This window comes from Bartonella sp. CM120XJJH (assembly GCF_042194715.1).
GTDB lineage: Bacteria > Pseudomonadota > Alphaproteobacteria > Rhizobiales > Rhizobiaceae > Bartonella.
The window spans coordinates 1-549 of record NZ_JBHINE010000156.1; the positions used below are offsets into that span (position 1 = coordinate 1).

The 549-nt window shown below is 34.8% G+C and carries 1 protein-coding gene and 1 pseudogene; both read left to right on the forward strand.

What is annotated here, in order from left to right; genetic code table 11:
• The first annotated feature begins 78 nt into the window (after nucleotides 1-78).
• Nucleotides 79-387, forward strand: coding sequence for a type II toxin-antitoxin system RelE/ParE family toxin (locus ACFIKU_RS10320; protein WP_375642802.1), 309 nt, complete (start codon nucleotides 79-81; stop codon nucleotides 385-387).
• Nucleotides 368-549 (forward strand): annotated as a pseudogene (locus ACFIKU_RS10325) (DNA-binding protein); the annotation flags it as partial. The gene ACFIKU_RS10320 and the pseudogene ACFIKU_RS10325, both read left to right, overlap by 20 nt.

Sequence of the window (549 nt, forward strand, 5' to 3'; positions counted from 1 at the left end):
AATGACGTGTCATCAAAATACCTTTCTGTAAAAATTATTACTATTGATATTATATATTTTGTGTAGTATAGTGCACTAATGGTAACCATTCATAAAACTACAGAATTTGATACTTGGCTTAAAAAACTCAAAGATAAAGGCATTAAAGCTATTATTCTTCAACGTGTTGTGCGATTAAGACAAGGTCTTTTAGGTGATGTTAAATTCTTTAATGGCATTGGTGAATTACGTATCCACTATGGGGCGGGTTACAGAATTTATTTTACCCAAAAAGGCTCTGATTTTATCCTTTTGTTATGCGGTGGAGATAAATCAACGCAGCAAAGAGATATTGAACAAGCGTTAAAGTTAAAAGAGGAGTACAGTGATGAAAACTACACCATTTAAACCAGAAGAATATCTTGAAACCACTGAGGAACAACAAATATTTCTCAATGAAGCCTTCAAAACTGGTGATGCTGCTCATATAGCGGATGCCCTTGGTATTGTTGCACGTGCTCAAAATATGAGAGCCTTAGCAAAAGAAACCAATCGTGAACGCAGTGGTTT